Origin of the sequence: Marinomonas foliarum (genome assembly GCF_003337275.1) — a bacterium.
Taxonomy (GTDB): Bacteria; Pseudomonadota; Gammaproteobacteria; order Pseudomonadales; family Marinomonadaceae; genus Marinomonas; species Marinomonas foliarum.
Window position 1 is genome coordinate 1 of the sequence record NZ_QPJQ01000034.1, and the last position, 21,762, is coordinate 21,762.

The following is a 21,762-nucleotide window of genomic DNA, read 5'->3' on the forward strand; positions in this document are numbered from 1 at the left end:
CTCAACTACGGAGTCGATCTATCAACCATCTGAGGGTGGTATCAGATTGATGGGGTGAAGGTGCCCCATCAACCATTAAATCCGTATACCCGTTTTTATAAGAAGGGAGCCTTTACCCGCGAAGAAGTTATCACCCATTGTGTGTCTGCCTGTCACGTTTAGCTCAAGGCGACCATCTTGCTTGTATGTAGAATCACCTTCTGCTTTAGAAATGGCATCGGTATTTAACTCGAAATTTCCATCAAAGGAAGGAGCGGCTTGAACTGCACCGATGGATAGAAGACTTCCAACAATGGCAGTGTGTAGAATCGTTTTTTTCATAATTTTCAGACCTGAATGTTATTTTTATAATAAGTAGACTTCACAAAAACATATGTTTTCAAAATTAATAATACATTTCAGTTACGTTATTACAATAATCCAACAACAGGTTTGATTCTTATTTTTTACTTAATTCTCTTATGCTTAAATCAATAACTCACTTCATTAATACCTTAAGAAATTTAGCTAAAATTTAGAAAAAGATAATAAAAAAATTAGTACTGACTTTGTATTTAAAACGGCTATTTTTTTATATTTTACATCGATCTTTACTACTTAATTAACTAGAGGTTTTCGCATGAAATTTTTCTTCATACATAGCTTTATCAGCTCTATTTAAAAGTAACTCTAATGTATCGTTTTCCTGAATAAATGCATTTCCGATGCTAAATTGGAGGAAGATCTGATCCCCATTAAAGTCAATTCCATGCAAAAGTTTGTCATCATGCAGGCGTTTAGAAATACGGTCTTGTTCCTGCTTTCCCCTAACCAAAATTAGAAACTCATCTCCACCCCACCTTGCAACCACACCTTTTTTATCTACCACACTCAAGAGATGAGAGGCTATTTTTTGCAAGACAAAGTCCCCCGCCGCATGGCCCAGTCGATCATTGATTAATTTAAACTCGTTGACATCAACATTGATCAGACCAAAGGGTTCATGGTCCTTTTGCCACGACTGCAAATACTCTTTCATATGTATTTCAAAACCGCGGCGATTATATAGTTCAGTCAAAGGGTCTAATGTTGATAGTCGATTTAATTCAGCCGTTCGCTCTTTTACCTTTTCTTCTAGTTCGTGCTGATACTCTAAAAGAGAGGTCGACATTGTTTGATAATGGGATACCAGCCGCTTAATTTCAGTACCAGCAAAGTAGCGTAGTTTGGGCGCACGGTAGTGGTTTTTACCTAACTGACGAATAGACAAGTCTAATTCCGCTAACGGTCTTGTAACGATTAATGACAACAAAATATAAAAAATAATTAAGGCGAAAACGAGACTAACAAAAAAGACAATAAACAGACCGGAGAACTCACTCAATGGCAGAAAGCGATTAATATCAATAAAGTTCACTTGAAACCAATCGATTTCGGGAATGTAAATAATACTGGCTAGCTGACGAGTCCCATCTTTATCCACTGAGATCATTTCGGTCTGATTTGGGTTGTCTTTTGCTCTCTCAAAAGACTGTTTTAGGCGAGTTTTTGATTCTTCATCATCAAGCAATTGAAAAACCAGCTTTTTACCCTTGGCATTTTTAGTTATAGAGGAGTAGTTAATCAACTCCTCCTTCTGATGAAGCTGGATAGAGCCTTCATAATTGGTAAAGACAATTGCTGAATAAATATCTTGTTTTTCAACCATCTGATGTAAAAAATCAGACAAATCTAGCCCCGTTCCAACAACCCCCAAGACGTCGTCACCTTGACGGATTAACACATCAGTCCACAATTTAATTACCCCTAGCTCTACATCTGGGTTTACATTCAGATGGAGATCTAGATTTTGTTCCATGATCTGATAGAACCAAGCGTCTGATTCTTTCGTAGACTCGAGGGTATAACGATAAAAATTCCCCGAGGTAGCCTCGTCGCTGTAGTAATAACGCTCACTCCCTTTCAATGCAATAAAGTAGGACTTCTCTGCAAAGCGCATTCTGAACGTCTCTGTATCGAGCAAAGCTTGCTGTTTTAATGAATCATTATTTGGCTGCTTTGCCCACGCTTTTAAGGACTCCAGCTCAGCAAATTCTTTAGAAAGGTTTATTTCTTGAATTAGGGGTAATAAGGTTCTGACTTTATCGTATCTGGCTTGTTTCTCGGCATAACGCTCGACCCAACTCACAACAATATCTTCAGCAAGCACACGAATAGAAAGCCAAGAGAAGAAACAAGTTAATACCAAAATGAACGTGGTAGAGAGTAAAAAGCGCGACTTAATCGTCATATATACGAAGATTCCATCTAATTAAAACAAAGGCAGGCACATCACTTACAAGCAACAACTAAGCCATACAAAGCCAGAGAGTCAATGAAACACTTTATTTAAAAAATAAAAAAGACGAGTTTTGTAACTATTATCCAAAAAAGACCGGCATCACTCCGAGATTGATAATGAATACTTATTAGGCATTTTTTAACGTCTCTTTTAATAGTGCTAGAGTTGAGAAATATAGCGGCGTCAACTTCGTAATATCAGCACTCAAGTCTATTTCGCCGTTGGCATTACAACGGCTTTCCAACTCGCGGAAGGCATAAGCTAAGGCCTGAGCTCCTACAGCATCGGCATCGCCCGCTAGTCGGTGAGCAATATCAGAAATCTCATAGAGGTCTTGCTGAGCATTCATTTCAGCCATTTCTTCCAAGCCTCGTTCCACCGATGTAGAGAATAATGACATCAATTTCTGCAAACGCTGTTTACCCAAAGCCACTAAGTGGGAATGTATAAGGCTTGAATTAATCAGACCTGTGACACTTTCTTGACCGTCATCAAACTGATAACTCCGGCTTAATTGCTCACCCATCACTTGATATAATAATTCGCGTTTAAATGGTTTTGGAATAACAGCCCGAATTCCAATGTCGTGGCATTGTTTAACATTACTTGGTAGCACGTTCGCCGTTAGTGCAACAATTGGTGTGCGCGCATTGATATGGTCACAATGACGTATTTGATCAGCCACATCTAAACCACTTAACAAGGGCAAATGAATGTCCATTAAGATTAAATCAAAGAGGTGTTCAGAGGCTTTATTTAGAGCTTCCTGCCCATCAGTAGCCAGCGTGACTTTATGACCGTCTTTTTCTAATAGCTCAGTGGTGACTGCTTGGTTAATTGGTGTATCTTCAACCAATAAGATAGACATAGACGCCAGTTTCTGCGGCACTTTTATCACATCACTAATGGAGCTAAGAGGAGGATCTAGCGCTAATAGAGGCACATAAAACCAAAATACACTGCCTCGCCCTTCTTCACTTTCAACCCCCATTTCACCATCTAAAACACGCACCAGTTGAGCGGTAATCGCCAATCCTAACCCTGTACCACCAAAGCGTCGAGTTACGCTTTCATCGGCTTGACTAAAGCGCTCAAAAATATGCCCAAGGTATTGGTTCGGAATTCCTACTCCGGTGTCTTCCACCTCAATCAGCACACCTTTGGCTTGCTCCGAATGCTCTTGGGCGGGCTCCACTGAAATGGTGACAGACCCATCGTGAGTGAACTTGATGGCATTAGAAATCAAATTCGACAAAATCTGTCGTAGCGCCCCAGCAGCCCCTTGATAACGTTCATCTAGCTGCTCGCTAATTTGGACATTCAAAGTAGTGTTTTGTTGACGAGCCTGTGCCAAGAACAACAAGCTCGTTGAATTCACCAATTCACTCAATGAGAATGGCAGAATCTCAGGACTGTACATACCTTCTTCTAGACGAGCATAATCCAACAAGCCATTAAGAATTTCTAACAATGCTTCGCCTGACTGATAAATAGCACTGAGTTTTTCCGCACTTTGAGGAGTCTGATGCTGACTTTGCAATAGTTCCACCATCCCCAAAATGCCGTTCAACGGTGTCTTTATTTCGTGACTCATGGTGGCCAAAAACTGACTCTTGGCTACATTGGCTTTTTCTGCGGCTTCTTTTGCACCTTGTAATCGTCGTGTTCGTCGGCTCACTTGCTCTTGTAATTGATCACGGTGATAACGCAACTCGGCTTCGATCAGATCTTTCTGTTTAATGTCTTCTAGTATCGCTTCTCGCATGTCATTCATTGCATTCACTACAGAATCAATTTCATCTGTGTCTTGGCGAGGCGTTTTATGCGGTAATACCAGTCTCGTTTTAAGATTTCCAGCACCAATTGAACGAGTATAGCTAGCCATGTACTCAAGATGGCGGGTCACCATAAAGTGAACGATTAACAGCAATAGTACTCCGTTAATTAGTACTAATAAGCTTTGAAAAAGTGCAATTTCGATGGCGGAACGAAACAGCTTTGACTGAATCGCAGCCAAATCATGGTAGACCGTCAATTCACCCAACAAGCGAGTAGTTGGCTCGCCATCACGGCCGATATAGTAAATAGGCAATGTCGTGCCATTATCTGGAATCGCGGATTTATCGCCGACAATAATGTCTTCTTTCCAGTCAGCTGAATGCAGTGTTACAGCATTCACATTAGAAAAGTTCATAATACCTTTTAGCTGCAACTCTAGTTGCTCACTGTCCAAATCCCAGAGCCCCTTGCGTACCCCTTCGATATGGGATGACGTGATGTAATCCGTTTGCTGCTGCATTGAAGCCTTTTCACGTCGGTATTCATTGAACACCTGAATACTGGTGGAAATAAGTGCTAGTAATAAACTGATTGATAACAGCTTAATAAAAATACGATACGCCAGAGGATGCATTTTTTTGTAACGCAGGAGGTTGGAGAGCAAAGAAAACTTCATTGATTGAGACATTATTGTTCAGCTCTCCTACGACTTAGATCAAGATCTTCGCTGTAAACTTGGTGATATTTAGTCACTAGCTTGGATACTATTTCTGGGTCTTTCAAAAGCTGGTTTAAGCGTTGGTTTAACAATGGTAGCCATTGAATTAATGAGGATTTTTTGGAAATAGCCAGATACCAAAAGTCGCTCACATCTGTCTTGGTGTAACCAATTTTACCTTCTAGCCCCAGCCGACGAAGATCTAGTTGGCCCGACAATCCGCCCATAGGGACGACGTCTAAACGATTGTCAGCCAGTTTTAATAAGTTTTGATCTTGTGTAGAAACAAATTCAAGGCTGGGGTATTTATGTAGTGCCGCGTCGACTTTATTGCCAAAGCTATCACCCATTAACACTCCCACTCGCAAGCCAGCTAATGCTTCCCAGCCTTCAAACATAAGAGGGTGCTCGATGGGGTAATAAAGATAAATAGACTCCCGAATAATTGGCGCATCAAGATAAGTCATAAATTGCTGACGGACATCTGTTTTAAAACCAGACAATATATCTACATTGCCTAATTCCACTTCTTTGATGCAACGCCGCCAATTGCTGTCTTGAAAGGTGTCGACAGTGACACCGAGTGGCTCGAATAAACGTCGAATAACGGCCACATTGATTCCATCAATCTGCTGATTTTTGTTTATCCAAGTAACTGGAGGGTATGCATTGTTTCCACACACTCTTACCGTTGCCCCGGATAAACTGTCTAACTCAGCCGACGACGACTCTGCCCAAGTAGGCACAGAAGCGCTTATCAAAAAAATAACGGCCAGTGTCCACTTATAAACAATAACCAGCACTAGCAATCGTCTTGGGCTGAATGACTAAAAAGATAACCAACACCATGAACGGTAATGATCATTTGAGGGCATAAAGGGTCTTCACTTAATTTACGACGGATTCGCCCAATCAAGACATCAATCGTCCGATCGGTAGCGTTCCAAGTACGATTCTTAATCCGGTCCATTAATTGATCTCGCGTCAGGACGGCACCTTCGCTCATTTTTAACGCTAACAGCAGCTGAAACTCCCCTTCAGTTAGTTGATTCACACTACGGTCAGATTTTACTAACACACGCCGAGACGTATCCAGTTGCCATGTTCCAATGGCTTGTAGCACTGGTTCTTCAACTGCGGTCTTGGACAGTTCTCGCTGTTTTCGAACTCGACGAATTAGGTTCTTACCTCGTGCCAATACTTCACGTGCATTGAATGGTTTGCAAACGTACTCGTCCGCCCCACATTCCAACCCAATAATACGATCAATATCATCCTGCTTGCCGGTAACCAAAATGATGCCCACTTCAGAGCGACTTCTCAGCTCTCGCGTCAAGGTTAAGCCATCTTTGCCAGGCAAGCGGATATCCAGCAAGATAAGATCGAAATCTTGCTCAATCAATAACTGTTCTGCGGCTTCGGCTGTTTCAGCACTGGTGACGGTATAGCCTTCTTCTGCAAAGTAACTTTCTAAGGTCTCTCTGATGACACTTGAATCGTCAACAATGAGGATTTTACTGTCTGACATTAACATAGTGATGCACTACACAAGGTAAAAGTTGGATCCAATATTTCATGATCATTTTTGTCGTTATTTTGTAATATTGAACAAATCATTATGTGATTTGCTCCAGAACTATAACAATTAAGACGTAGAAAGATAAGAACCCTTTTCTCTCGTAGAATATTAACAAAATGTAAATACTTGGATGAGTTGTAAACAGAATGTTCTCTTTTATTATCTCAGCATTATTAAATAAAGCCATTTAATGACATAGGTGCAAATTTGGCTCTTCATCAACTCTAAAAACATGTCGCCCCCTTACAGTGGCATGTAACAAAACTGGTCGTCGAATCAGATAAGATCAGCCTTGGTGCATTTTTGATTGTCCTATGTGGATTAGGGACCACAACAGGGAATAGTCGACTTAAATATAGGATTCAGTGGCGTTTTTATTTGCCCAAAAATAGCGCAAAAAATAGTAATAAATTATTTTTATAGACTGGCTGTGTCGTATTACTTTTCAATTGTTGTTTCTCATTAGAGCATTTCAAGTAGTCTTGCAAACTTAACTTTACTACTAAAAAGCCTATTAAACGTCGCTTATAGTCCTATTTAGCTTTCACATTGTTCATACAAAGTATTACGACTTGTTCGTGAATAAACTCAGTCTTCCTGCTAAAACTTATATGAAGGAAAGAAGAATATCGCATGTCACATGCCACCTTCCTCTTTACTCCCAACAAAAAAGAAAGCAAAGGAACCGTCTATGTCAATAAACACAGAATCTACGGAGATGAATAAGCCAAGCTTAGGGCTTGCTCTTATTCCCGTTGTACTGACGCTTGCGTTACTTGGTATTCAAATATTTTACTTCGGCGATTTCACCCCACACATTCCTCTGGCTATTGGTTTGGCGCTCACGTCATTGGTCGGGATCAAACAAGGATTGAAGTGGAAGCAAATCGAAAAAGGTATTTTCAATGTAATCCACGTGTCCATGCCATCAGTTTCAGTACTGATTCTTGTTGGTATGTTAGTCGGTGTGTGGATTGCCAGTGGTACCGTTCCAACACTTATTTATTATGGGCTGACATTATTATCGCCGCAGATCTTCCTTGCTGCAGCTATGCTTCTTTGTGCTGTGGTTTCTCTATCCTTGGGCACATCATGGGGGACTGTTGGTACAGTTGGTTTGGCGCTCATGGGTATCGGGGCGGGTTTTGAAATCCCAATGTATTGGACAGCAGGTGCTGTTGTCTCTGGCGCATTCTTTGGCGATAAAGTCTCACCACTTTCTGACACTACTAACCTAGCTCCTGCGGTGACAGGCACAGACGTGTTCTCTCACATCAAAAACATGATGCCAACGACTATACCTGCGATGTTGATTGCCTTGGTTATTTATTTGATCGCTGGTTTCACATTGATCGGCAGTGATAACAGTTCTTTTGAACGCATTAACGCCATCACTACTTCTTTGCAGAATAACTTTGAAATATCTGCTTGGTTACTCGCTCCAGCATTGGTTGTTATTGTTCTTGCAGTGCGACGCATGCCTCCTATTCCATCGTTGTTTGCCGGTGTTCTTGCCGGTGCTGCAGTTGCAGCTATCACTCAGGGTGCAGGCGTTCATGACATTCTCACCTATGCCAATAGCGGTTACTCCATTACTACAAGCTCAGATGAGATCAACAGCCTGTTAAACCGTGGCGGTGTCCAGTCAATGATGTGGACTATTTCCTTGATTTTAATTGCACTGGGTTTTGGTGGTGCACTTGAAAGAACCGGTTGTTTAGAAGCCGTCATCAGCGCCATTATGACAAGGGTAAACACTTTTAAAGGCGTTCAGACTTCTGCAACATTAACCTCGGTTGCGACTAACTTAGTAGCAGGCGACCCGTATCTATCTATCGCTTTACCGGGCCGTATGTATGCGCCTGTTTATCGCGGTATGAAATATTCAACACTTAACCTTTCTAGAGCAATCGAAGAAGGTGGTACATTGATTTCTCCTCTTGTTCCTTGGAATGCAGGTGGTGCTTTTGTTATCGGTGCTTTAGGTTTGAGTATTGGCGATGGTAACTTCGAGAACTTACTTTATATTCCACTAGCCTTTGCTTGTTGGATCTCTCCTGTCCTTGGCTTGAGCTATGCGCAATTAGGTTTCTTCTCTCCTAAAGCGTCTGCAGAAGAGCAAGAGTCATGGAAGAAAAATAACGAGTTGGTTATGGATTACAATGTAGCCACCAAATAATGGCTCACCGTCTCGCACATAAAATGTGATGCACCAATAAAGGCAGGTCTTACCTAGATCTGCCTTTTCTAGTTTTATTCCAATAACCCAGTCTCAACATGTTAAAAGCCCATCAGTAAGAAGAGCAAGGTGCTACAATACAGTCTAACTTTGCATCTTTATTATTAGCAGGAAACCCATGAGCTTTGCTTCATTAGGACTTCACCAAGACATTCTTCTACAAGTACAAAACCTTGGTTACCCAACCCCAACACCTATTCAACAAGCAGCTATTCCAGCTGTGCTAGCTAAAAAAGATCTGATGGCAGGTGCACAAACAGGTACGGGGAAAACTGCTGCATTCGCTTTGCCTCTTTTGCACCAGATTCTTACGACAGAATCAAATGATAACCCTCTTGGTATTCAAGTCCTTGTACTCACTCCAACTCGCGAGCTTGCTCAACAAGTTCATGCAAGTTTTGAGAAATACAGTGCTAATACTCTTGTTAAATCAGTAGTTGCTTATGGTGGCGCCAGTATTAATGTCCAACTAGATGCACTTAGAAATGGCTGCCAAGTACTGGTCGCAACACCTGGGCGCCTGCTTGAATTGATAATGAAAAATCTAATTGATTTAAGTGACCTGAAATCACTGGTACTCGACGAAGCCGACCGAATGCTGGACATGGGCTTTATCATCGACATCCAAAGAATATTAAAAAAACTACCTGAAACCAGACAAACACTTTTCTTTTCAGCCACTTTTAATGACGAAATTTTCGCGTTAAGCAAAACACTTTTAAAAGATCCTCAACTCATCGAAGTAGACAATCGAAATACCACAGCATCTAAAGTTGAACAAACCATCTATGCCGTTGATAAAAACCGTAAGAGTGCGCTTATTTCATACTTGATCGGCTCAAAGAACTGGCAACAGGTACTTATTTTTACACGCACCAAACAAGGAGCAAATGAACTAGCAAAAGAGATGCAAAAAGATGGAATAGCGACCCAATCTATCCATGGAGATAAATCCCAAGGCGCAAGAGATAGAGTATTAACTGACTTTAAAAATGGCAAAGTTCGTGCTCTTGTGGCCACCGATGTAGCTGCAAGGGGTATTGATATCGATCAGTTGCAATACGTTATTAATCACGAGTTGCCCTACAATGCCGAAGATTATATTCACCGTATAGGACGTACGGGGCGAGCAGGCGCAACAGGTATTGCCATCAGTTTGATCACTGAAAAAGAGCGCTATCTATTAACCGATATTGAAAAGATGCTCGATGAGCAGTTCATCCCCCAATGGCTTTCGGGCTTTGAGCCTGACCTTAATATTATTGATAACTCAGCAAAACGACGTGAACCCTCCAAAAAAGAATTAAGAGCCAAAGCGCTCGGTTTTTCCTCATCAACAGATAAAAAGCCGAAAAGAAAGCGACGCTAAAAGCTCACCTCTTACCCCCTCGAACCCTTTTCCCTCTCAATGAAAATACCGCGCCGTCATAAACCGATGACGTCACGGTATTTTTACATTTACCTTTCTGTACCCATAAAGCCACTCACTTCTTGATCTAGTTCCTGCATGCAAACATTTTTTACCACTTAAAAAAAAACGGACTTTTTAGTCACTATAAAATCATCAGAAAAACTCTTTTAATTACTATTGATTCACTGTAAATTTACCGTAAGGTTACTAAAATACACGTAAGATTTACGAAAAACTCTACACAGTAATATTTTGTATTTTTAAACAAAAAACAGTCAAAAAAGGATCGACCGCATGATTAGAAGCAACGCTGAAGTTTTAGAAGCAGCATCAGAAAGAGAATGTGCCTTTTATGCGGATTATTTACTGAAAACAATTAAAGGAAGCTCAGCAAGAAATTTACGAGGAGAGTCTCTCGAAGAACGTTTATCAAAACTCAACGAGGAACTAGAGAGTTTGATTAATAAAAATCGAGCACCTAAAAACTTCGCCTCGCAAATGCGTACCGCTTTTAGATCCATTCAACTTCCTTCGAGTTATTTCAGGTGGATTGATAAAAAAGATGAGCGTTTATGCAACTGGTTATGGTGTCACTTAAAGCGCCTCACTAAAAAGCCGGAACTCGACACAGCCGACACCAATAATTCATTACAATTACTGTCAAACAAAGCATTTATTATTGAAAGAGAAACACCGGCGGAAAGGCAAAGTGACGTATTAACAGCTTTTTATGATGGCGAAGCCGATCACAAGCAGCAACAAGACATCTTAGAAGCACTGAAAGTAAAATGGCAGGAGATACAGGCTAATAATACGCTGATCAATTGGCTAGAAGAAAACAACCCAGCACAATGGCATTGGGCATGGTCTTATCTACAAAATATCACACAAAGACCTTTAGAGCAGGCCTGGATACCGACCTCAGACACAGAAAAAAAAGCGGCAGTTATTGCTACTATTGATTTATCTGATAACGTAGACCGTAAAGTATTAATCATTGATAAAATGAAGAAGGCTTGGAGCCAGAAAAAATTTCGTGAGAAATCTAGCGGCAAGAAACCTTATAGCATTAGCATGACTCTCAACACCAAACAAAAGCTCAATGCGCTAGCAGAAGACAGGAACATGAAAATCAATGAAATGATCGAATATCTGGTGAGGAGCGAATATAACAAGCGTGAAATCAACGAATAAGACAGTAATGGCAGGTAAACACGATTTCGTAACACCAGTGAAAAAGTCTATTTTCTATTCCTGGTTGTTTCATTAGCCACCTAATCACTGTATAACGAGCCGCATGAAAATCCCTAAAAGAATACAACCACTCATCGAAGACGGCTTAGTAGACGAAGTACTTCGACAATTAATGAGCGGAAAAGAAGCGACTGTCTACGTAGTTCGCTGCGGATCAGAGATCCGTTGCGCAAAAGTCTATAAAGAAGCCGGTAAACGCAGCTTTAAACAGGCTGTTCAATACCGTGAAGGCAGGAAAGTGCGCAATAGCCGTCGCTCTAGAGCGATGGAAAAAGGCTCTAAGTTTGGCCGCGATGAACAAGAAAACCTTTGGCAGAACGCCGAAGTCGACGCTTTATACCGATTGGCGGCGGCAGGTGTACGCGCCCCAACGCCTTATGGCTGCTTCGATGGCGTCTTATTGATGGAGCTTGTCACCGATGATAGCGGCGATGTTGCTCCACGACTGAATGATGTTGTTCTCACCGCTGAACAAGCTAAACGCGATCACGACACCATCATCAAAGACATTGTCCGCATGCTGTCTGCTGGCTTAATTCATGGTGATCTATCGGAATTCAACGTCTTAGTAGACTCCCATGGCCCTGTCATCATTGACCTTCCTCAAGCTGTCGACGCTGTCGCAAACAATAATGCTGAATGGATGCTAGAACGCGACGTAAACAACATGCGCAACTACTACGGCATGTTCGCACCAGAACTATTGGAAACCAAATACGCCAAAGAAATGTGGGCGTTATTTGAAGCAGGCAAGCTAACCGCACACACGGAGTTAACTGGCCACTTCGAAGAACCGACCGAAGAAGCCGATGTGGACTCTGTTTTACAAGAAATCCAAGATGCCTTCGAGGAAGAGCAAGATAGGCTAGCTCGAATCAACAGCTCCGAGGATGAAGACTGATCAATCAGGTACAGATTTTAATTCTTACCCCAAGAGGGCAACAGCCATGTCTTTTGCCCTCTTGGCCGCATCTAAGTCACCTGCAACGTAAGCTTGGGCAATCGCTCCTTCCTTCAACAGACTGATACTCTGCGCTAAATCAACTGCAGATAATTCCGATGAATGACCGACAAGGTTTGCTTGGATAAAAGACGTTATATTTTGCTTATGGCGCTGACAAATGTCATTCACCATGTGATCAGAAAATTCACCATTCGCTTTGACAAAAAAACAGCCTTTGAAGGGAAGCAATACGTCCACTCTATCGTGAAACCAGTCATCTAGCGCATCAAACAAGCCTAAAACGGCGAATTTCCCATCGCCAGCCGACATCATTCGAGCCGTTAACCAGTCCATAAATATTTGGTCACGATAGATCAATACCGCCTCTATCAATGCCTCTTTACTTGCAAAATGATGATACAAGGTTTTCTTCGCCACACCCGCTTCAGCCAAAATAGTGTTGACTCCAACCGCATGAATACCATGCAGATAAAAAAGCTTAAACGCCGTGTGTATTAATAAATCAGGTTTCGTCACTTCTCTTCTCCCTCACTTAAAATGAATATTGACATGGGTGAACAGACTTGTCTACCATCAGGGAGACAGATCAGTCTCCCACTGATTATTTGAACCTTAGGGGAATACATTCATGTTATCGAGATTTTTTCGATCATCTTACCAATCAAGATACTTCACTATCGGCTTGGCAGGAATAGGAGCAACCCTATGTATATTTATGATTGCTCAAGGCGCTCAATTTGCACCAGAGTATCTTGGAGTCATGGCCCCTTTTGGCGCGACCATGGTCATTTTATTTGCTTTACCAAATAGCCCATTAGCTCAACCCAAAAACATTCTAGGAGGCCATCTACTAACGACAACCATAGGGCTGATTAGCTTACAATTTTGGGACGTGACACCACTAACAATGGCCGTAAGTGTTGGCGTTGGTGTTTCCTTGATGATGCTAACCAATACATTACACCCCCCCCGCAGGCGCTAATCCGCTTCTAGTATTATCAATCAATGCGTCATGGGGATTTTTGCTTTCACCGGTTCTATCTGGCTGCCTGCTTATTATTCTATTTGGTTGGTTTTATCATAACTGGATCTCACGCATTGGTTACCCAATAAAGCCAACTAAGTAAACGAGACATACGATAGACACAGGTTTACAGGATTTTTTACTGCTGGCTCTTTTTTAACCAAGCGTTTCATGTATAATCTCGCTCCGCATTTGACCTTATGGTCAGATGTATAAAATAGAAAACACTGAAAGTTCGTCAATTAAAAGCGAGCTTTTTAATTTGGGTTCCCTCACCCCAAGCAAACGAAAAAGGCCACAATATGAGTACGTTCACATCTGAGCAAAAAGGCAAGGCGCTTTGCTACCTTGCAATGTTCCACCTACTAATCATTGCTTCAAGCAATTATCTAGTACAAATCCCTTTCACCGTTGCGGGTTTTCACACCACATGGGGTGCATTTACCTTTCCGTTTATCTTTTTGGCAACGGATCTAACCGTTAGAATCTTCGGCGCCGCTTTAGCGAGAAAAATCATTTTTCTAGTGATGATTCCATCGTTAATCGTGTCTTATGTGCTATCGGTAGTCTTTGCGCAGGGACAGTTTCAAGGCTTCGGAGCACTCGCTTCATTCAACGAGTTCGTTGGCCGTATTGCCATAGCAAGCTTAATGGCTTATCTGCTAGGTCAAGTTCTTGATATTCAGGTATTTAATCGACTTCGCCAGTTAAAAGCATGGTGGGTCGCTCCTGCAGCGTCAACCGTATTTGGCAACGGATTAGACACCTTGGCATTCTTTGGGATCGCCTTCTACCAAAGCCCTGATGCATTTATGGCGGAACATTGGCAAGCTATTGCACTGGCTGATTTCGGCTTTAAGCTGATCATCAGTCTTGGACTATTTATCCCAATGTATGGCGTGTTATTGAATTACTTAACGAAAAAGCTCACCGCGATTAAGCCAGACTTCAAGCTAGCCAACGCATAAAATAGTTTAAAAAAGGCCTATTTGATCAGAAATAGGCCTTTTTTATGTTCGCTCTCTGCTTCCTTCCACTGACTTACCATAAGTCGCCGAATCGTTCTCGATGACTCAAATATAAGCGCAAATCAAACTCCAGTTGATGATAATCCGCTTCCATATAACAGCACAGCTTATAGAACGCCTTGTTGTGATCTTTTTCTTTAAGATGCGCCAACTCATGTACCAAGATCATTTTTAATAACGGCTCAGGAATACGCCGAAACAAAGATGAGATACGAATTTCATGTTTCGCTTTTAGCTTGCTGCCCTGCATTCTAGAGACAAAAGTATGTAAGCCAAGCGCGTTATTAATAATATGGATTTTGTCATCATAAATGACTTTGCTAATCGGCGGCGAACTGCGCATAAAATCGTTCTTCAAAGCCATCGCATAATCATACAAAGCTCGAGGGCCGTTTAACGTGTGAGCTACTGGGTATTTTTTTAATAACCACTCACCAGACTTCTCCGAGTCCAACAAGGTTTGTGCTTGCTGTTGAACCTGTGCGCTGTAAGCGCCAAGATAGTTTTTAAACCCAGTATTCTGACTCATAGACTCTATCGATCACGTATTTTAAGGCCGACAATCTTCGCAGAGTTATTGAAAAAACACCATTCAAGAACTTAACAGTGGACTCAAATCTTGCCACAGCTGTGGGCTCGCAGCCCAAACCTGGTTACCGTTTAACAACCCATCGTTCTTAAGAAAGTCCGTCACTTGACCGCCTGCCTCTTCGATTAACAGCAAGCCCGCCAACGCATCCCAACTGTTTAAATGAGACTCAAAATAGCCATGAACCAGTCCAGATGACACATGAGCCAGCATGAGAGCGCCCGCGCCAAAGCGTCGGTATTCGATATTCTGTTTATCCAACATCAAGATAAGATCGCAATATTCTTGTACTGGTCGGCGATTAGACCGCCCTAATCCCAGAAGTGCTTGACCTTTTTTAGGCTCATGAATAGTTAATTGAACGCCATTCAAATACGCACCTTGACCTTTCTTGGCAATAAAAAACTCCTCTCTATCCGGCGCATAAACAAAGCCCATCTGGGTTTCGTTGTGTTTTACATAAGCGACGGAAACACACCAATAGTCCATACCTTGAAGGTAATTAGTGGTGCCATCAATAGGGTCAATCACCCAGACTCCACTGTTTTCTGGGGTTGAAGCCTGAACCAGACCACTTTCTTCTCCCAAAAAACCATCGTCTGGGAATAGGCCTCGAATCACTTCTTTTAACTCTGCTTCAACCGCAACATCTGCCTGAGAGACAAAATCTTGCCGACTTTTTGTGGTTACTGACAATCCAGACTGACGAAGGCTTTGAGCACGTTTGCCAGCCGCTCTAATTGCGGTTTCTAAAATCTGATAGCTATCTTGCATGTTCTTTTGTCCTTATGCTGGTCAATTCAAAGTCTGGCGAGGTATTTCTAATCACCAATTTGACCGGTATTTCTTCTATAGTTTGATCAATATAGGGATCTTGCCCCCTGGCTTCCAAGCAAGATAAGACACGCTTCGCGGTTTCCTCGACATCTTGATGAATCGTCGTCAAGCGATAACTGTATTGCGCAGTTTGCGGCGTATTATCAAAGCCAATGATGTGAAAGTCTTGGGGGGCATCAAAACCATTTTCTCGCATCCCATCCAAAAAGCCGCAGGCCAGCTGAGCATTAGCACAAAACACACCATCGACTTTCCCACCTTCAGCACAAAAGACGTGAGCTGCTTGCCTTCCTCCTTCATATCCATCCATGTCGGCGACAATATGAAGTAAATCGCTCTCATCACATAGACCTATCTCAGCCGTGGCCTGACAAAACATCTCACCACGGTTGATACCAGACCAAGTAGAGTCTTTATAATTCAGCCAAGCAATAGACGAGCAGCCACAACGCACAAACTGCTCCGCAACAAGAACGGCTGCCATTTTATTGTCGGAACAGACAAAATCCACATCAGGGATATCCATATGACGATTAATGCCGACGACAGGAATATTATGTTGTACGCACTCTTTAACCAATTCCACTGGTGGCTGGCCGGATGTGACGACCACTCCCGACACACGAAATTGCGTAAAGCGCCGAATGGTCATTTCCAATTCGTCCGCATCACGCACTTCTGTAACGAGGGCTTGATAGCCCTTACGCTGAATTTCACTCAACAAGCCCTCAAGCAAACTGCTACGAAAAGGATCACTTAAGCGCGCCACCACCACACCGACTAACTGGCTGCGTTTACGGTTTAAACCCTGAGCCAAAAAATTGACTTGATAACCCAACTCATTCGCCGCCTGTAATATTTTTTCGCGGGTTTCGCGAGCCACATTGCCTTGATCGCTAAACACGCGAGACACAGACGCACGAGACACGCCAGCGAGTTTCGCAACATCTTCGGCAGACACAGATCGGCCACCCCGAGAATCGCTCACACTTTTCCTCCTTGTCCTATTGAAAGAGAATCAAAGGCATGATGACTAAGGTCGATATCGTCTAAATCCAGCAGCAGACCATCTCGACTCAAAAACATGTCAGGAATATCCCTCACAGCTTGCAATAAACTCGGTATCGCCTCATCAAAACAATGATAAATCCCCAACGCCTTAGCACCAGTGTCCACAAGCAAGCGCTCACAACCTGGCAAATCCCCATGAGAGGAGTCATTAGATAAAGCCTCAAAAGACGCGCATTCCTGAAAAGCCATGTCCACATCTTTCATCAACGACTGGCTAGCAGCAGTAGGACGACCATCTCCACTGTAAAACAAGGTTTTTTCATCGGCCGTAATTCGAATCGCTTTGTTCGCCATTTCATGCTGAGTGTTCGCTGTGCGGATGTGCCAGTGCTTCCATTCGAATTGGTCCGCAATGTCCTGCCAATGAATCTCAAAACACACCTGAGTTTCCGGCCACACAGCCAACTCCACCAGCGCTTTTAGAGGCTGCTGCTGTTCGGCTTGGCAAAAAATAGTCAAAGGCTCCGTGCGATTGAAACTTTTCCATTGGTTAATCAACGCGGCTAAACCTGAGCTATGGTCTGGATGTATGTGCGTAAAATAAATTACCTGAATATCATTCACACCAATACTTCTCTGCCAAATCGCACGTGGCACCGTTGGCCCACAATCGATAAGCCATTGGTTTTGCTGACAATCTATAATTCTAATCGAGGAGGTATTGTTGCGTTTAGAGAACGCACTACCACTACCAATTACGTCAATTTTCATACTGCCTCACCAAGATGTCTTTTTAGCTTAATTAAATTGTCATAAAGATCCGACAAAGTAGGCCACCATAATGTCGGTTAGAGATTGCATTTTTTTTACAAATCACTGAACACGTGTTCATTTGTTAAAAAAACTTCAAAAATCCTACCGACACTCGTTTTATCGGTTTGGAGAAAAGACAAGGCATGGCGCACTTACACATAAAAAACTTACAGGCAGGCTACGGCAAAAAAATGATATTAGACAATATCAATTTAACCGTTGAGCAAGGCGAGATGATTGCCTTACTCGGTCCATCTGGCTGTGGAAAAACCACGCTACTCAATGCCTTATGCGGCTTCGTTCCTGTTAGTAATGGCGAAATTTTTGCCGGTAACCGAGCCGTTTCTCAGCTTCCCGCCGAAAAACGCAACATTACCATGGTCTTTCAAAGTTACGCTCTTTGGCCTCACATGACCGTCGCACAAAACATCGGCTACGGGCTCAAAGTTCAAAAAGCCAAACAGGCAGAAATAGAAAGCCGAGTTAGCGAGTTACTGAGCATCGTTAAGTTAGAGGGATTAGAAAATGAGAAGGTTACCGCCTTGTCAGGAGGGCAGCGTCAACGAGTGGCTCTGGCTCGTGCTTTGGCGATCAGACCCGATGTGCTGGTTCTCGATGAGCCGCTTTCGAACCTTGATGCAAAGGTAAGGTTAAGCGTTCGCCATGAAATCAAAGCCCTGCAAAAACAACTTGGCTTTACCTCACTCATAGTCACCCATGATCAGGAAGAAGCCTTGGTCATGGCGGACCGAATCGCCGTGTTAAACCAAGGAAAAATAGAACAAATCGGTACACCCGAAGAAATTTATCACCACCCAAGTATGCCTTTTGTTGCCGACTTTATGGGGGCAGAAAACCATATCGAGTGGCCCACTAACGACGACGCTTTCAGTCTAAACCTGAGTAACCATGCCACTCCATTAGACATTTATTTTCGTAGTGAAAATGCAGTGCTATCGACTCAGCAACCTGCAAGCAAAGATGACTTCCATACGGGCTTGGTGATCAACGGCCACGTCGAACAAAGTGTGTTCTTTGGCAACAACTACCAAATTAGTGTGCGCTGCGGGAAGCACACCATACAGGCAGATCACGACCAGAATCTACCTGAGAATACTCCCGTTACTTTACGCGTTCCCACCGATGCTCTGCATGCTTTCACTAAAAACGTAGAACATGCCGAACATCAAAAAAACCATGCCGTTACTGTTTAATCAATGAGGATGAATCATGTTTACTAAAACGAATATCGCCGTAATTGCCGCTGTCGGCCTTACTCAATTTTCAACTTTTGCTTACGCAGACACCACACTGAACGTGGCTTCTGCCGGCAGTCAAAACATGGTGGATTACGTAAAAACCTACCTTGCTCCTAAATTTGAAGCAACGCACCCAGGTGTGAAAGTCAACGTAGTTGGTACAGGCCCAGGTGATGCGGGCTCCCACAAAATTATGGAAAAGCTATCGGCGCAAAATGACAGCGGTATGGATAAATGGGACATTGATGTGGCCGTTGTACACCAAAAAATTGGTGGCGAATTGGTTGAAGATGGACTGCTTGCAAAGTATCGCAGTGATATTAACACTGGCAAAATGGTGTCCCGAGACAGTGCGAAAAATGCCCTAGGCATCGATGTTGATGGTTACGTTATGCCTATGTTTCATACCCAAACGGCCATCGCTTATAACAGTGATTTCGTTACAAACCCACCAACATCTTATGACGAATTGGTTAAGTGGACGCAAAAACACCCTAAATCTTTCGGCTACAACGGCATTAAAAACGGCATGTCTGGCGTGAGCTTCGTAACCGGTTGGATTTACGCTTATGGTACAGATGCTCATACATTGTCTGCCATGCCGTACGACAAAAGTGTTGAGTCTTCTTGGGACAAAGCCTTTGCCGAACTAAAAGAGTTCAACAAGAACATCACTTTCACACCAGGCAACGCAGGCACGTTAGACATGCTAAACCGTGGTGAGATTTTTATGGGGCCAGTTTGGGTCGACATGTTCTATAGCTGGAAAGAGCAAGGCAAGATTCCACCATCGCTTAAACTCTCTTTGATTGCACCAGGTATGCCGGGACAACCAATGTACTACGTGACGCCAACCAAAGCTGCGCACCCTCAACTGGCTCGCGAGTTCATTGAGTTAGCCACCAGCCCAGAAATTCAAGCCAACGGCATTGTGAAGCAGTTCAACTGGTATCCAGGCATTGATGCGAATTATGTAGAAGCTAAGCTGGATAAAGCCACATGGGAAAAATTGTTCGCAGAAATCACACCGAACGATTTATCCAAATATGGCAAAAGCTTCCCGATTGGGCCGTACTTTGATGACATCAAAGAAGGCTACGAGCGAAACGTTTCTAACTAGTTTTGTGAGCTAAATCACTGAGCGAAGTAATCGCTCAATATAAGCCCTGAGCACGCATTCCCTATATTAAGCTGCTCGGGGCCATTTTCTCTTGTGTTGGTCATTGGAAATAAACATGCGTCAAACGACATCACGCCATCTACTAAAGAACCCTCTTTGGTTAATCGCCCCAGCCGCGCTCATGGTCGGTATTTTCTTTTTATATCCCTTGTGCTTTTCGCTCTATTCAGCCATTACATTAGATGATGGCAGCGTCACTCTCAGCCATTTAAACAAAGCCTTTGCGCTTTACTCAAACGACATCTTTTTCACCATTATCATTGTGTTGATTTCGGTCGCCATTTTAGCGGTATTATCCATCACCATCGCCGCCTTGATTACTTTATCGCCTTTTCGTTCTTTAACGAAAACACTGGCCTTTCTTTATCGTTTGCCTTTATTCATTCCCTTTATCGTCACCGCGCAAATGATGCGCACCTTTTTGGCGAAAAATGGCTTAATGAATAATGCCTTTGTCGCTTCTGGTTTGCTAACACCCATGGACACCGTGTCTTTCCTTGGCTGGAGCGGCATCATTATTACCTTTGTCTGGAAGCAATTAGCCTTTTCGACCTTGTTAATCTCTGGCGCCATGGCCGCCTTGGACGACTCTCAAATCCGTGCCGCTCGTAATTTAGGCGCGTCACGTTTGCGTATTCTATTTCAGATTATCTTGCCACAAATTATTCCGACCTTAGGCGTTGCCATGGTGTTATCCATTGTCACCATGATGTCCGTATTATCCGTTCCATTGATGATAGGCACAGGTTCACCCACCATGATGACGGCGGACATGGCGTTCCGCATCAACTCTTATGGCGATTACCACGTAGCGAACGCGCTAGGTTTGGTGTCTTACTGTATTTGCGCTGGTTTGGCTTGGTTTTATCTGCGCCAAAATCTTAAAGAAAAAGGGGCGAACTGATGATTTATCCACAACATAAAGCCTTGCTAGACAAGTTCAACATTCGCTCCTTGCGATTCAGCTTCTGGCTACAATGTGTCTTTATCTTATTGCTGGCACTGGCGTTATTTGGCCCTATCATGAACTTACTGATTTGGACCGTAACGGAGAGTTGGTACTTTCCTCATGCGCTGCCAAGCCAATGGGGATTCAAATATTGGCAGCAAGTATTTAATCCTTATAGCGATGTATCTGGTTCATTATTTACCAGCTTGCTGATTGCGGTATTAACTGTGGTGGTTTGTATGATCGTCTCAATACCGGCGGGTTATGCACTCTCCAAACGCAGTATGCCATTGCGTATTTTTTGGATGTTACTGTTTTTAATCCCTCAAGCATTTCCAAACTTAACCGTGTACATGAACATCGCTCGGCTGTTTTATGAATTTGGCTTAAACGGTACCTTACCAGGTGTGATCATAGTCCATAGTGTTCATGGTTTGATGTTTTCTATCTGGATCAGTGTCGCGGCATTTTCATCGACTGACCCTATGCTAGAGCGCGCATCACGGAATCTGGGGGCTGGACCTTTCTACACCTTCTTTCATATTGTATTGCCACAAGCCGCACCTGGGCTTATCGCCAGCTGTATTTTTGTCTTTTTAGAGTCACTAGACGAATTTACCGGCACTTTCTTTGTTGGTTCGCCGAATATCAGCACATTACCACTTTTGCTGTACACCGCCAGTATGGAAGGGAACTATCAGATAGCCTCAATCACCGCATTAATTCTTCTTGTGCCGTCCATCCTATTTATGGTCATCATTCACAAATTTATGAAACCTGAGATGCTATCTAAACTAGGCAAGTAACA

Annotated in this window: 21 protein-coding genes; 11 read left to right on the forward strand and 10 right to left on the reverse strand. The window is 42.9% G+C overall.

The window, feature by feature from the left end; all coding sequences use genetic code 11:
• Positions 1 to 75: 75 nt before the first annotated feature.
• The 5 genes from DFP77_RS15525 to DFP77_RS15545 all read right to left on the reverse strand — a co-directional run bounded on the left by DFP77_RS15525 (position 76) and on the right by DFP77_RS15545 (position 6,351).
• The gene (locus tag DFP77_RS15525; RefSeq protein ID WP_114413145.1) at positions 76 to 321 is read right to left on the reverse strand and encodes a hypothetical protein; all 246 of its coding nucleotides are present in this window, start codon (positions 319 to 321) and stop codon (positions 76 to 78) included.
• A 280-nt stretch (positions 322 to 601) separates the two neighbouring features.
• A complete protein-coding gene (locus DFP77_RS15530; protein ID WP_114413146.1) occupies positions 602 to 2,269 on the reverse strand; it encodes a GGDEF domain-containing protein in 1,668 nt (555 codons plus the stop codon).
• 178 nt (positions 2,270 to 2,447) lie between these two features.
• Entirely contained in the window at positions 2,448 to 4,787 is a 2,340-nt protein-coding gene (locus DFP77_RS15535; protein WP_114413147.1) for an ATP-binding protein, read from the reverse strand.
• A complete protein-coding gene (locus DFP77_RS15540) occupies positions 4,787 to 5,620 on the reverse strand; it encodes a substrate-binding periplasmic protein (RefSeq protein WP_181858576.1) in 834 nt (277 codons plus the stop codon). The genes DFP77_RS15535 and DFP77_RS15540 overlap by 1 nt, the downstream gene beginning before the upstream one ends.
• Entirely contained in the window at positions 5,620 to 6,351 is a 732-nt protein-coding gene (locus tag DFP77_RS15545) for a response regulator (protein WP_114413149.1), read from the reverse strand. The genes DFP77_RS15540 and DFP77_RS15545 overlap by 1 nt, the downstream gene beginning before the upstream one ends.
• A gap of 736 nt (positions 6,352 to 7,087) precedes the next feature.
• On the opposite strand from DFP77_RS15545, the gene nhaC reads away from it, so the two are divergent.
• The 4 genes from nhaC to DFP77_RS15565 all read left to right on the forward strand — a co-directional run bounded on the left by nhaC (position 7,088) and on the right by DFP77_RS15565 (position 12,201).
• Positions 7,088 to 8,575 carry a Na+/H+ antiporter NhaC gene (nhaC, locus tag DFP77_RS15550; RefSeq protein WP_114413150.1) on the forward strand — a complete coding sequence of 496 codons (1,488 nt, stop codon included), beginning with the start codon at positions 7,088 to 7,090 and terminating at the stop codon, positions 8,573 to 8,575.
• A gap of 178 nt (positions 8,576 to 8,753) precedes the next feature.
• Positions 8,754 to 10,004 carry a DEAD/DEAH box helicase gene (locus DFP77_RS15555; protein ID WP_114413151.1) on the forward strand — a complete coding sequence of 417 codons (1,251 nt, stop codon included), beginning with the start codon at positions 8,754 to 8,756 and terminating at the stop codon, positions 10,002 to 10,004.
• Between the two features lie 336 nt (positions 10,005 to 10,340).
• Positions 10,341 to 11,240 carry a hypothetical protein gene (locus DFP77_RS15560; protein WP_114413152.1) on the forward strand — a complete coding sequence of 300 codons (900 nt, stop codon included), beginning with the start codon at positions 10,341 to 10,343 and terminating at the stop codon, positions 11,238 to 11,240.
• A gap of 103 nt (positions 11,241 to 11,343) precedes the next feature.
• Positions 11,344 to 12,201, forward strand: coding sequence for a PA4780 family RIO1-like protein kinase (locus DFP77_RS15565; RefSeq protein ID WP_114413153.1), 858 nt, complete (start codon positions 11,344 to 11,346; stop codon positions 12,199 to 12,201).
• 24 nt (positions 12,202 to 12,225) lie between these two features.
• On the opposite strand, the gene DFP77_RS15570 is transcribed toward DFP77_RS15565, so the two are convergent.
• Positions 12,226 to 12,780, reverse strand: coding sequence for a TetR/AcrR family transcriptional regulator (locus tag DFP77_RS15570; RefSeq protein ID WP_114413154.1), 555 nt, complete (start codon positions 12,778 to 12,780; stop codon positions 12,226 to 12,228).
• Between the two features lie 112 nt (positions 12,781 to 12,892).
• On the opposite strand from DFP77_RS15570, the gene DFP77_RS15575 reads away from it, so the two are divergent.
• The 3 genes from DFP77_RS15575 to DFP77_RS15580 all read left to right on the forward strand — a co-directional run bounded on the left by DFP77_RS15575 (position 12,893) and on the right by DFP77_RS15580 (position 14,256).
• On the forward strand, positions 12,893 to 13,246 hold the full coding sequence (locus DFP77_RS15575) for an HPP family protein (protein WP_258861190.1): 354 nt from the start codon (positions 12,893 to 12,895) through the stop codon (positions 13,244 to 13,246).
• A 40-nt stretch (positions 13,247 to 13,286) separates the two neighbouring features.
• Complete coding sequence (locus tag DFP77_RS19890; RefSeq protein ID WP_258861191.1) at positions 13,287 to 13,391, forward strand: HPP family protein; 105 nt, start codon at positions 13,287 to 13,289, stop codon at positions 13,389 to 13,391.
• A 199-nt stretch (positions 13,392 to 13,590) separates the two neighbouring features.
• Positions 13,591 to 14,256, forward strand: coding sequence for a 7-cyano-7-deazaguanine/7-aminomethyl-7-deazaguanine transporter (locus tag DFP77_RS15580; RefSeq protein WP_114413155.1), 666 nt, complete (start codon positions 13,591 to 13,593; stop codon positions 14,254 to 14,256).
• Between the two features lie 73 nt (positions 14,257 to 14,329).
• Here DFP77_RS15580 and DFP77_RS15585 read toward each other — a convergent pair whose 3' ends face one another.
• From DFP77_RS15585 to DFP77_RS15600, 4 genes are all read right to left on the reverse strand, one after another.
• Positions 14,330 to 14,845, reverse strand: coding sequence for a YgjP-like metallopeptidase domain-containing protein (locus DFP77_RS15585; RefSeq protein WP_114413156.1), 516 nt, complete (start codon positions 14,843 to 14,845; stop codon positions 14,330 to 14,332).
• A gap of 63 nt (positions 14,846 to 14,908) precedes the next feature.
• Positions 14,909 to 15,679 (reverse strand): inositol monophosphatase family protein, encoded by a 771-nt coding sequence (locus DFP77_RS15590; protein WP_114413157.1) that lies wholly within the window; start codon positions 15,677 to 15,679, stop codon positions 14,909 to 14,911.
• Positions 15,669 to 16,730, reverse strand: a complete 1,062-nt coding sequence (locus DFP77_RS15595) for a LacI family DNA-binding transcriptional regulator (RefSeq protein WP_114413158.1) — start codon at positions 16,728 to 16,730, stop codon at positions 15,669 to 15,671. Before DFP77_RS15595 ends, DFP77_RS15590 begins: the two co-directional genes overlap by 11 nt.
• Positions 16,727 to 17,524: an MBL fold metallo-hydrolase gene (locus DFP77_RS15600; RefSeq protein WP_114413159.1), complete on the reverse strand. Its 798-nt coding sequence runs from the start codon at positions 17,522 to 17,524 to the stop codon at positions 16,727 to 16,729. The genes DFP77_RS15595 and DFP77_RS15600 overlap by 4 nt, the downstream gene beginning before the upstream one ends.
• Positions 17,525 to 17,709: 185 nt before the next feature.
• Here DFP77_RS15600 and DFP77_RS15605 point away from each other — a divergent pair, with 185 nt between their 5' ends.
• From DFP77_RS15605 to DFP77_RS15620, 4 genes are all read left to right on the forward strand, one after another.
• Positions 17,710 to 18,780 (forward strand): ABC transporter ATP-binding protein, encoded by a 1,071-nt coding sequence (locus tag DFP77_RS15605; RefSeq protein WP_114413160.1) that lies wholly within the window; start codon positions 17,710 to 17,712, stop codon positions 18,778 to 18,780.
• A gap of 16 nt (positions 18,781 to 18,796) precedes the next feature.
• Positions 18,797 to 19,945 (forward strand): extracellular solute-binding protein, encoded by a 1,149-nt coding sequence (locus DFP77_RS15610; RefSeq protein ID WP_114413161.1) that lies wholly within the window; start codon positions 18,797 to 18,799, stop codon positions 19,943 to 19,945.
• Positions 19,946 to 20,060: 115 nt separating this feature from the next.
• Positions 20,061 to 20,909: an ABC transporter permease gene (locus tag DFP77_RS15615; RefSeq protein WP_114413162.1), complete on the forward strand. Its 849-nt coding sequence runs from the start codon at positions 20,061 to 20,063 to the stop codon at positions 20,907 to 20,909.
• Complete coding sequence (locus DFP77_RS15620) at positions 20,909 to 21,760, forward strand: ABC transporter permease (RefSeq protein WP_114413163.1); 852 nt, start codon at positions 20,909 to 20,911, stop codon at positions 21,758 to 21,760. The genes DFP77_RS15615 and DFP77_RS15620 overlap by 1 nt, the downstream gene beginning before the upstream one ends.
• Positions 21,761 to 21,762: the final 2 nt, after the last annotated feature.

What these genes read in the sequence shown, in the direction of transcription:
- DFP77_RS15525 (WP_114413145.1), bottom strand. Translation starts at nt 321, where the DNA reads ATGAAAAAAACGATTCTACACACTGCCATTGTTGGAAGTCTTCTATCC.
- DFP77_RS15530 (WP_114413146.1), bottom strand. Translation starts at nt 2,269, where the DNA reads ATGACGATTAAGTCGCGCTTTTTACTCTCTACCACGTTCATTTTGGTA.
- DFP77_RS15535 (WP_114413147.1), bottom strand. Translation starts at nt 4,787, where the DNA reads ATGTCTCAATCAATGAAGTTTTCTTTGCTCTCCAACCTCCTGCGTTAC.
- DFP77_RS15545 (WP_114413149.1), bottom strand. Translation starts at nt 6,351, where the DNA reads ATGTTAATGTCAGACAGTAAAATCCTCATTGTTGACGATTCAAGTGTC.
- nhaC (WP_114413150.1), top strand. Translation starts at nt 7,088, where the DNA reads ATGTCAATAAACACAGAATCTACGGAGATGAATAAGCCAAGCTTAGGG.
- DFP77_RS15555 (WP_114413151.1), top strand. Translation starts at nt 8,754, where the DNA reads ATGAGCTTTGCTTCATTAGGACTTCACCAAGACATTCTTCTACAAGTA.
- DFP77_RS15560 (WP_114413152.1), top strand. Translation starts at nt 10,341, where the DNA reads ATGATTAGAAGCAACGCTGAAGTTTTAGAAGCAGCATCAGAAAGAGAA.
- DFP77_RS15565 (WP_114413153.1), top strand. Translation starts at nt 11,344, where the DNA reads ATGAAAATCCCTAAAAGAATACAACCACTCATCGAAGACGGCTTAGTA.
- DFP77_RS15575 (WP_258861190.1), top strand. Translation starts at nt 12,893, where the DNA reads ATGTTATCGAGATTTTTTCGATCATCTTACCAATCAAGATACTTCACT.
- DFP77_RS15580 (WP_114413155.1), top strand. Translation starts at nt 13,591, where the DNA reads ATGAGTACGTTCACATCTGAGCAAAAAGGCAAGGCGCTTTGCTACCTT.
- DFP77_RS15585 (WP_114413156.1), bottom strand. Translation starts at nt 14,845, where the DNA reads ATGAGTCAGAATACTGGGTTTAAAAACTATCTTGGCGCTTACAGCGCA.
- DFP77_RS15590 (WP_114413157.1), bottom strand. Translation starts at nt 15,679, where the DNA reads ATGCAAGATAGCTATCAGATTTTAGAAACCGCAATTAGAGCGGCTGGC.
- DFP77_RS15600 (WP_114413159.1), bottom strand. Translation starts at nt 17,524, where the DNA reads ATGAAAATTGACGTAATTGGTAGTGGTAGTGCGTTCTCTAAACGCAAC.
- DFP77_RS15605 (WP_114413160.1), top strand. Translation starts at nt 17,710, where the DNA reads ATGGCGCACTTACACATAAAAAACTTACAGGCAGGCTACGGCAAAAAA.
- DFP77_RS15610 (WP_114413161.1), top strand. Translation starts at nt 18,797, where the DNA reads ATGTTTACTAAAACGAATATCGCCGTAATTGCCGCTGTCGGCCTTACT.
- DFP77_RS15615 (WP_114413162.1), top strand. Translation starts at nt 20,061, where the DNA reads ATGCGTCAAACGACATCACGCCATCTACTAAAGAACCCTCTTTGGTTA.
- DFP77_RS15620 (WP_114413163.1), top strand. Translation starts at nt 20,909, where the DNA reads ATGATTTATCCACAACATAAAGCCTTGCTAGACAAGTTCAACATTCGC.